The sequence below is a fragment of the Pantoea sp. R102 genome (assembly GCF_004916815.1).
Classification (GTDB): Bacteria; Pseudomonadota; Gammaproteobacteria; order Enterobacterales; family Enterobacteriaceae; genus Pantoea; species Pantoea dispersa.
The window spans coordinates 1-9,456 of sequence record NZ_SDFT01000233.1 but is presented as its reverse complement, the minus strand read 5'-3'; the positions used below and the strand labels follow the sequence as shown (position 1 = coordinate 9,456).

Below are 9,456 nucleotides of genomic sequence, written 5' to 3'. Positions count from 1 at the left end.
TGGTTTCTTCGCCATTATCCCAATCCTGATTGGCGTGCTGGTCGGCTACGCGCTGTCGTCGGCAATGGGTATCGTTGACTGGAGCGCAGTGGAAAACGCGCCGTGGTTTGCGCTGCCGACCTTCTATACGCCGCGCTTTGAATGGGCCGCGATGCTGACCATCCTGCCCGCAGCGCTGGTGGTAATTGCCGAGCACGTGGGCCATTTGGTGGTGACCGCCAACATCGTGAAGAAGGACCTGATTCGCGATCCGGGTCTGCATCGCTCGATGTTCGCCAACGGCCTGTCGACCATGATCTCCGGCTTCTTTGGTTCCACGCCGAATACCACCTATGGTGAAAACATTGGCGTCATGGCGATCACCCGCGTTTATAGCACCTGGGTGATCGGCGGTGCGGCGATCTTCGCCATTCTGCTCTCCTGCGTCGGTAAACTGGCGGCCGCGATTCAGGCGATCCCGGTACCGGTGATGGGCGGGGTGTCGCTGCTGCTGTATGGCGTGATTGGCGCTTCCGGTATTCGCGTGCTGATTGAATCCAAAGTTGACTACAACAAAGCGCAGAATCTGATCCTTACCTCGGTGATCCTGATCATTGGCGTCAGTGGCGCGAAGGTGCACGTGGGCGCCGCCGAGCTGAAGGGCATGGCGCTGGCCACCATCGTCGGCGTTGGCCTGGCGCTGATTTTCCGGGTAATCAGTCTGTTACATCCGGAAGAAGTGGTGCTGGACGCGGAAGAAAAACGCGAGCTTTAAAGGATCCTGCGGGCAGGGAAGCCCGGTTCATCTCTGCGGAGGATCGTGATAAACTTGCCCGGTTTTCTGCCCGCTCATCCGTTGAGGTACTTCTGAACACGCCGGCACAGCTTTCACTGCCACTCTATCTACCCGATGATGAAACCTTTGCCAGTTTCTGGCCGGGGGAAAATCCGTCACTGCTGGCGGCGCTGCAGGGCGCGCTGGCGCAACAGCACGGCAGCTATCTCTACTTCTGGTCGCGCGAAGGCGGCGGCCGCAGCCATTTGCTGCACGCAGCCTGCGCCGAAATGTCCGCGCGCGGCGAAGCGGTGGGTTATGTGCCGCTCGATAAGCGCACCTGGTTCGTGCCGGAAGTGCTGGAAGGCATGGAGAATCTGGCGCTGGTGTGCATTGATAATATTGAGTGCATCGCCGGCGAAGCCGAGTGGGAGATGGCGATCTTCGATCTCTACAACCGCATTCTGGAAACCGGCAAAACCCGCCTGCTGATCACCGGCGATCGCCCTCCGCGTCAGCTCAATCTGGGCCTGCCGGATCTGGCGTCACGTCTCGACTGGGGACAAATTTACCGCTTACAGCCGCTGTCCGACGAGGACAAACTGCAGGCGATGCAGCTGCGTGCCGGCCTGCGCGGCTTTGAGCTGCCGGAAGATGTTGGGCGTTTCCTGCTGAAACGCCTCGACCGCGAAATGCGCACGCTGTTTGACACGCTTGATCGTCTCGATCGCGCCTCGATCAGCGCACAGCGCAAGCTGACCATTCCCTTCGTGAAAGAGGCGCTGGGGCTTTAGAGAATCTCCAGCACCGCTTCCGGCGGACGACCAATGCGTGCGCGGTCGCCCTGAATCACAATCGGCCGCTCGATCAGTTTTGGATGCTCCACCATCGCCTGTAACAGCTGTTGTTCGCTGAGATCGTCACTGGCCAACCCCAGCGTATTATAGATTTCCTCGCCACGGCGCATCAGCTCGCGTGCGCTGTGCATGCCCAGCTGTTGCAGCAGCGTTTTCAGCGTATCGATGTCCGGCGGCGTGTCGAGATACAGCACCACCTGCGGTTCAATGCCCTGTTGCTGCAGTAGCGCGAGGGTTTCGCGACTCTTGCTGCAGCGCGGATTGTGATAAATACGGACCATGTTTTTTTATCCTGCGTAATCCATTGTTGCCAGGTGCGCATGAATGCGCACCCTACGAATAACTGCTGGTGCGCATCAATATGCACCCTACGAATAACCATTGGTGCGCACCTAAATCCTGCCGGCCATCCACCCGCGTAACCGGCTATTTACCCTTTTGCATACTGCTTAAAACGCCGCTGTAACTCGCGGAACTGGTCGATGCGCGCATCGTAACGCGCCTGCTTCAGGCTGCCGAGCGGTACCTGGGCGCTGGCGCTACTCAGAGTGGTGATGGCCTGATCGAGCTGGCCGTTCAGCGCCAGACTTTCAGCCCGTGCCGAAAGCTCCTCATCGCGCAGCCCCTGCGCGGCTGAGGCCTGCGCCAGTAAATCCCATGCGTTGAGATCGTCAGGGTGCGCAAAGGTGTAGCGGTTCAGGATGCGGCTGGCGTTGGCTGGCTGCTTCGCCTCGACGTAGGCGTTCGCCAGGTTAAGCTGCAGCACCGGACTGGTCTGGCTGCCGCGGGCGGCGTTCAGCATGCTGATGGCCTGCTGCGGCTGGTTCAGACCGATGTCGATATCGGTCATGATATCAAGGAACCACAGGTTATCCGGCTGCTTCGCCAGCAGCGGCGCGATGATCTTTTTCGCGTTGGCAAAATCTTTTGCCTGCAGGAACTGCACCGCTTTGCCGTACTGCGCCGCCTGCTGTTCCCGCGTGTTGCCTTTGGCGTACTCATTCAGCAAATCGTCAGTCAGCTGATTGCGGCCGGTGGCGTACATACCCAGCGCGCGCACCTTCGCCATATAGAAATCCTGCGACGACTGCACCACCACCGGGCGCATCTGGTTGGCGCGGTTACGCGCGTCGGCCAGGCGGCTATCGGGCAGCGGGTGCGTCAGCAGAATTTCCGGTGGTTTTGACGAGAAGCGGCTTTGATCGGCCAGCTTTTGCAGAAACGCGGGCATCGCCTGCGGATCGAAACCGGCGCGCTGCAGCACCTGAATGCCGATGCGATCTGCTTCCTGTTCGTTGCCCTGGGTGAAACTGATGATACCCTGTTGTGTACCGGCCAGCGTACCGGTCAGTGCCGCCATCCCGGCCTGCGGGCTGGCCAGCGCCAGCAGGATCGAACCCAGCGCGCCGACCCAGGTGAGCGGGGCGCTGCGCTTTTGCTCTTCCATGGCGCGCGCCAGATGACGCTGCGTCACGTGCGAAATTTCGTGCGCCATCACCGACGCCAGCTGGCTTTCGTTATCGGTATAGCGGAACAGCGACGAGTGCAGCACCACATTGCCGCCAAAGAAGGCGAAAGCGTTGAGCTCGTCATTCTGAATCAGGAAAAAGTGAAACGGCGTGCGCACTGAATGGGCGTGTGCCACCAGCCGCTGACCGAGTTCATTGATGTACTGATTAAGCAGCGGATCGTTGATCAGTGGCGCGCTGGCGCGCAGCTGGCGCACGTAGAAGTCGCCAATCTGCAGCTCCTGATTAATGGAAAGCGTGGAGCCTGCCGTGGTGCCCATGTCGGGCAAATTGTCGCTCAGATCGGCGCGGACACCGACCGCAGGCGTGAGCAGCAGCGCAGGAATAAGGGCCGCCAGCACTGATTTTTTCAACCGGTTAAACATGCCTTGATCCTGTAAAAGTCTCCTGCCATAGGACAGGAAAGTCATGCCAATGTTCTGTGGCGGCGTTTCCTTTTCTGCCGCGGCTCTATCTTAACCACAGTGAGGATACAAGCAAATGCCGCCGTCACATTGACGTGATGGCAAAGAATGGCTGACTGACGCGAAATTTGTAGCAAAAAATTGAATAGCGAAAAGGCAAAAGAAAAAGGCGCAGCGCCCTGATGAAATTAAAGTTACGTAAAGTTGCTCAAAATAATTGAATCTGGCATGGTTTTTTCCAGGTTTACTCTGAAAAACACGCCCGAAATCCCCCGGTTGGCCCGCTTTATCCATCAGTGATTTTTATCGTGCTGCTCTGGCCGTGCGTCACCAGCCCAGAAATGAATGGTCAGGTTTTGCTCACTGGTCAACTGGCGGCGCGCGATGACAGTATTAACCCGCACGATGAGGCGCTGTCTTCTGCTGTGCATCTCTCTCCCTGGTGACTGCCGGTATTTCCGGCCAGCTATTTTTCAACTCGCCCGCACCGCTCAATCAACAGCCTTATTCAATCAGCTGGCGCGATGATTTCTGCTGGCAGCCAAACGCCGGACAGCCCGCCAGTACAGGCGTTTTGCGCGCCGCGCGCTGTGGTATAGATAAAGCACTTTTTCAAACGGACTGTGAATTAACGCGCAGTGCATGCCGGAGAGTTTCTATGCGTTCTGTTGTTTCCTATGCCCTGATTGCCATCGTGGGTGGGATGGTCGGTGCCGCCGTAATCAAAAGCGATGACCTGTATCAGCGTATCGCGGGCCATTTTTCCGCTGAACCTGCCGATCCGGACGGGTTCTGGAGCACGCCGGCGGTCGCGGGCTACGGCAAAATTCATTATGAAGCCGACGCCGCGTTTAAACCGGTGGTGGGGCTGAGCAACAAAGTGGTGTTCCAGCTGACCCGCAATGAAGGCGATATCAAACGGCCTAACCTCGGGCTGGAGCGTGTGGCGCGCGTGGTCAATCTGTACATCGCCGCTGGCGTACCGGCCGAACAGCTGCAGTTTGTGGTGTCGATGACCGGCGATGCCACGCCCGCCACGCTGGATAATACGCATTTTAAGCAGTTTTATGGCGTCGATAATCCCAACCTCGCACTGATTGGCGCGCTGAACAAGCTGGGCGTCAAAGTCTCGGTGTGCGATCAGTCGGTGGCGTTCCATCACTATCCGCGCGACTGGATCGACCGGTCGGTGATTCATGCATTGTCCAGCCCGACCACGGTGTCGACGCTGGAAAATCAGGGCTATGCCTTTTTACAGATGTAATCGCGTCTTTGGTTAAGGAGAAGTGTCATGCGTCCAGCATCCTATATTGTTATCGCCGCGCTGGCGGGCTTTGTCGGCGGAAATGTGCTGCAGCTGCCGGAACTGGTGGATAAAGTCAGCGGGAAATTCGCTGACCAGAAAACCGAACCGGCGGATTTCTGGAGCACGCCGGCGATTGCCGGTTACGGTAAAATTCACTTTGTTAACACGCCGGATTACAACCCGGCCAACACGCCCGGGCTGAGCAATAAGATTGTGTTTCAGATCAACCGCAGTGAAGGGGATATCCATCAGCCAAACCTCGGCCTTGAGCGCGTGGCACGCGTCACTAACCTCTATTACGCGGCTGGCGTGCCGCTGAATCAGCTCAACTTTGTGGTGTCGATTAACAGCGATGCGGTGCCGGCCGCGCTCAATAACGATCAGTTCCGTAAAGCGTACGGCAGCGATAACCCTAACCTGAAGCTGATTGATGAGCTGAAGAAAGCCGGGGTGAAAGTGACCATTTGCGACCAGTCGGTGGCCTTCCATCAGCTGGAGCGCGACTGGATTGATACCCGCGTCACGCATACGCTCTCCAGCGGCACCACCGTCGCGTCGCTGCAAAACGAAGGGTACGCCTTCCTGATGCTGTAATCCTGCCGACAGCAGTGCAGGCTGCTGTCATCTTTTCGTCATCCCTTCGCGATGTCACTGTCACAGTTCGCCGTTAGTTTAGGCGCCAATGAGATCGATCTCATCGGCACTTTACGAGGCGAACATGTCCGACTTACTCACGGTGGCAAAGCTGGCAGGCGTTTCACGCGCCACGGCCGCGCGCGCCTTTTCCGATCCCCATCTGCTGCGGCGCGACACGCTGGAGAGAGTGCTGGCGGCGTCGGAGCAGCTCGGCTTTCGTCCTAACCACATCGCGCGCCAGCTGCGCACGCAGCACTCCACCACCTTTGGCGTGCTGCTGCCCTCGCTGCTTAACCCGATCTTCTCCTGCCAGCTGCAGGCGATGGAGCGCCAGGCGCGCGACGCCGGCTATGGCCTGCTGGTGGCCACCAGCGATTACCAGCCCGAGCGCGAAGCCGCCATCGTTGAACATATGCTGCGCCAGCGCGTGGCGGGCCTGGTCCTGACGGTGGCCGACGCGGATAACAGCGCGGTGCTCAGCACGCTGCAGGCGGCTGGCCTGCCGTTTGTGCTGGCGCATAACGTGCCGCAGCACAGCCACTGGCCGGCGGTGTGCGTGGATAACCGCCAGGCGATGCGCGAAGCCACCGCACAGCTGCTGGCGCTTGGTCATCGCCGCATTGCCATGGTCGCCGGACCGATGCTGCAGTCAGACCGTGCGCGCCTGCGCTATCAGGGCTATTGCGACGCCATGCAGCACGCGGGCCTGACGGCGCTGCCGGTGATTGAGATGGCCAGCCACACCCAATCCGACTTTACGCTGCTGGCCCCGATGCTCAGCGGTGCCACCCCGCTCAGCGCCGTGATCTGCACCAACGACCTGCTGGCCATTAGCCTGATTGGCGCGGCGGCGCGCGCGGGCGTGCCTGTACCACAGCAGCTGGCGGTGATGGGCTTTGACGGGATTGCGATGGGGGCACAAATGGCCCCGTCGCTGGCCAGCGTAGCGCAGCCCGCCGAACGGCTCGGCGCCTGCGCCATCGATATGTTGTTGCATAACGTCAGCCGCGGCACCCGCGTGCTGCCACATCAGTTGCGGAGCGGTGAGAGTGTTGCTGCCCCCGCGTTTATTGCCACCACCAGGGAACCTCATGATGCTGCATAAAAAAGTAAAAATTTACGCCGGCGCCATCGCGCTCAGCGCCAGCGCGTTGTTTACCAGCCTGACGCAGGCGGCGGAAACCGCCATCTGTTACAACTGTCCGCCTGAGTGGGCCGACTGGGGCACTCAGCTCAAAGCGATTGCCAGAGACACCGGCATTCAGGTGCCGCAGGACAACAAAAACTCCGGCCAGGCGCTGGCGCAGCTGGTGGCGGAGCAGGGCAATCCGGTGGCCGACGTGGTCTATTACGGCGTCAGCTTCGGCATTCAGGCCGACAGCGCCGGCGTGGTCGCCAGTTACAAACCGGCGCACTGGAATGACATTCCTGCCGGCATGAAAGACAGCAACGGCAAATGGGTGGCGCTGCACTCGGGCACCATGGGCTTTATGGTCAACGTCGATGCGCTGGGCGGCGCGCCGGTGCCGCAATCCTGGGACGACCTGCTGAAGCCGGAATACAAAGGCATGATTGGTTATCTCGATCCGGCCAGCGCCTTTGTCGGTTACGTGGCGGCGGTGGCAGTCAACCAGGCGAAGGGCGGCAACATGCAGGACTTCACGCCGGCGCTGAACTGGTTCAAAAAGCTGCAGACGAATCAGCCTATCGTGCCTAAGCAGACCGCGTATGCGCGCCTGATTTCCGGCGAGATCCCGATTCTGCTCGACTATGACTTCAATGCTTACCGCGCCCGCTACAAAGATCACGCTAACGTCGCCTTTGTTATTCCCAAAGAGGGCACGGTAACGGTGCCGTACGTCATTAGCCTGGTGAAGAATGCACCGCACGCGGCGAACGGCAAAAAAGTGATCGACTATGTACTGTCAGACAAAGGGCAGGCCATCTGGGCCAGCGCGTTCCTGCGCCCGGTGCGCACCGGCGCCATGAGCGCAGAAGCGAAGAAATATTTCCTGCCGGACAGCGACTATGCGCGTGCGCAAACCGTTGACTATCAGCAGATGGCGGCAGCGCAGAAAGCCTTCTCGGCGCGCTATCTGAGTGAGATTCGCTGATGGCGATGACCGAGACCCTGGCGGCTTCGTGCCGCCGGACACCGCGCCTGGCCGGCAGCCGCTGGCTATGGCTGACGCTGCCGGCGCTGCTGTTCTTCTGCGCATTCTGGCTGCTGCCGTTTGTCCGTCTGCTGCAGATGGCAATGCAGGACGACCGCAGCACCCGGCACAGCGGCTACTGGACGGTACTGACCCAGCCGCACTACCTGCTCAGCCTGCTGAACACCGTGCTGCTGTCGCTCGCCGTCACGCTGGTGACGCTGGCCATCGCCGCGACAGTCGGCTGCTTTCTGGCACGCCAGCGCTTCAGCGGACGCAGCACGCTGCTGGCGCTGCTGACGTTTCCGCTGGCCTTTCCGGGCGTGGTGGTGGGATTTCTGGTGGTGATGCTGGCGGGCCGTCAGGGACTGCTGGCGCAAATCAGCCTGGCGCTGTTCCACGAGCGCTGGATGCTGGCCTATTCGTTTACCGGCCTGTTTATTGGCTATCTCTATTTTTCACTGCCGCGCGCCATCATCACGCTGGTGGCGGCGAGTGAAAAACTCGACCGTTCTCTCGAAGAGGCGGCGCGTTCGCTGGGCGCCAGTCAGTGGCGCATCACCTGGGATGTGATTGTGCCGGGACTGCAGCCGGCGCTGCTCTCCACCGGCGCGCTCTGTTTTGCTACCAGCATGGGTGCGTTCGGTACCGCGTTTACCCTGGGCACCGATCTGGCGGTGCTGCCGCTGACCATTTACGGCGAATTCACCAACTACGCCAATTTCGCCACCGCCGCCGCGCTGTCGGTGGTGATGGGCGGCGTCGCCTGGCTGGCACTGATGCTGGCGCGCCGACTGGCCCATCAGGAGGTGACATGAGACGTCGCGGACTGTTCAGCCTGCAACTGCTGGTCACCGTGCTCACCGCCCTGTTCATGATCGTGCCGGTGGTGCTGTCGATGCTGGCCGGCGTGACCAACAACTATTTTACCGGCCTGCGCAGCGGCCTGACGCTGAAGTGGGTGACCCAGGTGTGGCAGCTTTACGCCGACACCTTCTGGCTGTCGCTGCTGATTGCGCTGGCCTGCCTGCTGATCACGCTGCTGATCGGCGTGCCGGCAGCGTGGGGATTGCTAAAAGCGCCGCGGCGCTGGGCGGCGCGCATCGAAGAGTGCCTGATGCTGCCGGTCGCGCTGCCGGGCCTCGCCACCGCGCTGGGCATCATCCTGCTGTACGGCCAGTTCTCCGGCCTGCGCGATAGCTGGCTGTTCATTCTGATCGGTCACGTGCTGTTTACCTTGCCGTTTATGCTGCGCCCGGTGCTGGCGGTAATGCAGGCGGTGGAGATGCCGCGGCTGGAAGAGGCAGCGGCCAGTCTCGGTGCCAGCCTGTGGCAGCGCTTTTTTACCGTGGTGGTGCCCAACTGTCGCAACGGCATTCTCGCCGGGGCGTTTATGGTGATCACCCTGTCGGTGGGTGAGTTCAACATCACCTGGATGCTGCATACGCCGCTGACAAAAACGCTGCCGGTGGGGCTGGCAGACAGCTATGCCTCAATGCGACTGGAAGTGGGATCGGCCTACACGCTGATCTTTATTCTGCTGATTCTGCCGCTGCTGCTGATGCTCAACGCGGTCAATCACTGGCTCAACCGTACGCTCACGCGTGCTAATAAGGAGGCGGCATGAACCCTGCGGCCGTAACCGTTACGCTGCTCCACTGTGCGCGGCACTTTAATCACCAGCTGGCGCTGCACCGTCAGATCGAGCGGCTGCAGCGCCAGCTGGTGATTAAAGTGCCGCGCACAGTGGAGCAGCGTAACGGTTACGGCCGCAGGGTTCATGCCGCCTCCTTATTAGCACGCGTGAGCGTACGGTT

At 60.2% G+C, this 9,456-nt stretch carries 11 protein-coding genes; 9 read left to right on the top strand and 2 right to left on the bottom strand.

Annotation, left to right across the window (positions count from 1 at the left end; all coding sequences use genetic code 11):
• The coding region (locus ERD80_RS20505; RefSeq protein WP_282183388.1) for a solute carrier family 23 protein at positions 1-754 on the top strand (754 nt) is incomplete at its 5' end.
• A gap of 92 nt (positions 755-846) precedes the next feature.
• Complete coding sequence (hda, locus tag ERD80_RS20500) at positions 847-1,548, top strand: DnaA inactivator Hda (protein WP_031279417.1); 702 nt, start codon at positions 847-849, stop codon at positions 1,546-1,548.
• Here hda and arsC read toward each other — a convergent pair.
• On the bottom strand, positions 1,545-1,892 hold the full coding sequence (arsC, locus tag ERD80_RS20495) for an arsenate reductase (glutaredoxin) (RefSeq protein WP_136548336.1): 348 nt from the start codon (positions 1,890-1,892) through the stop codon (positions 1,545-1,547). The two genes, hda and arsC, sit on opposite strands and share 4 nt — an antisense overlap.
• A gap of 149 nt (positions 1,893-2,041) precedes the next feature.
• Positions 2,042-3,505, bottom strand: a complete 1,464-nt coding sequence (locus ERD80_RS20490) for a M48 family metallopeptidase (protein ID WP_021506592.1) — start codon at positions 3,503-3,505, stop codon at positions 2,042-2,044.
• A 697-nt stretch (positions 3,506-4,202) separates the two neighbouring features.
• On the opposite strand from ERD80_RS20490, the gene ERD80_RS20485 reads away from it, so the two are divergent.
• The 7 genes from ERD80_RS20485 to ERD80_RS22590 form a co-directional block, all read left to right on the top strand.
• Entirely contained in the window at positions 4,203-4,808 is a 606-nt protein-coding gene (locus ERD80_RS20485) for a DsrE family protein (RefSeq protein WP_136548334.1), read from the top strand.
• Positions 4,809-4,835: 27 nt separating this feature from the next.
• Complete coding sequence (locus ERD80_RS20480; RefSeq protein ID WP_021506594.1) at positions 4,836-5,444, top strand: DsrE family protein; 609 nt, start codon at positions 4,836-4,838, stop codon at positions 5,442-5,444.
• A 124-nt stretch (positions 5,445-5,568) separates the two neighbouring features.
• A complete protein-coding gene (locus ERD80_RS20475) occupies positions 5,569-6,591 on the top strand; it encodes a substrate-binding domain-containing protein (RefSeq protein ID WP_058775666.1) in 1,023 nt (340 codons plus the stop codon).
• Positions 6,578-7,600, top strand: coding sequence for an ABC transporter substrate-binding protein (locus ERD80_RS20470; protein ID WP_136548331.1), 1,023 nt, complete (start codon positions 6,578-6,580; stop codon positions 7,598-7,600). The genes ERD80_RS20475 and ERD80_RS20470 overlap by 14 nt, the downstream gene beginning before the upstream one ends.
• Entirely contained in the window at positions 7,600-8,457 is an 858-nt protein-coding gene (locus ERD80_RS20465) for an ABC transporter permease (RefSeq protein ID WP_058781754.1), read from the top strand. Before ERD80_RS20470 ends, ERD80_RS20465 begins: the two co-directional genes overlap by 1 nt.
• Positions 8,454-9,266: an ABC transporter permease subunit gene (locus ERD80_RS20460; protein ID WP_021506598.1), complete on the top strand. Its 813-nt coding sequence runs from the start codon at positions 8,454-8,456 to the stop codon at positions 9,264-9,266. The genes ERD80_RS20465 and ERD80_RS20460 overlap by 4 nt, the downstream gene beginning before the upstream one ends.
• Positions 9,263-9,456, top strand: a 194-nt coding sequence (locus ERD80_RS22590) for a hypothetical protein (RefSeq protein ID WP_168926303.1), incomplete at its 3' end; no start/stop codon positions are given. The genes ERD80_RS20460 and ERD80_RS22590, both read left to right, overlap by 4 nt.